Raw genomic sequence first — 230 nt, 5'->3', positions numbered from 1 at the left:
ACAAAACAATTTACCCAGCAGGAAGTGAAAACGGCCAATGCCACCGGTTTTGGTGCTGCCGCCGATGATTATATGGAAAAGGGTATTGACCTGAACGAACAACTCATCCGTAATAAACCGGCCACTTTCTTTTTCAAAATGAAAGGCGATGCCATGAAAGAGGCCGGGATATTTGACGGGGATGTGCTGATCTTTCCACTCAACAGTTTTAATGAACGGTCCACGATCAG

1 protein-coding gene is annotated in these 230 nt (G+C 45.7%); it reads left to right on the top strand.

The window, feature by feature from the left end; genetic code table 11:
* Positions 1-230, top strand: a 230-nt coding sequence (locus RMT89_RS45755) for a S24 family peptidase (protein WP_315889654.1), incomplete at both ends; no start/stop codon positions are given.

Origin of the sequence: Streptomyces sp. P17, assembly GCF_032436805.1 — a bacterium.
Taxonomy (GTDB): Bacteria; Actinomycetota; Actinomycetes; order Streptomycetales; family Streptomycetaceae; genus Streptomyces.
This window is presented reverse-complemented; position numbering and strand designations above follow the sequence as displayed.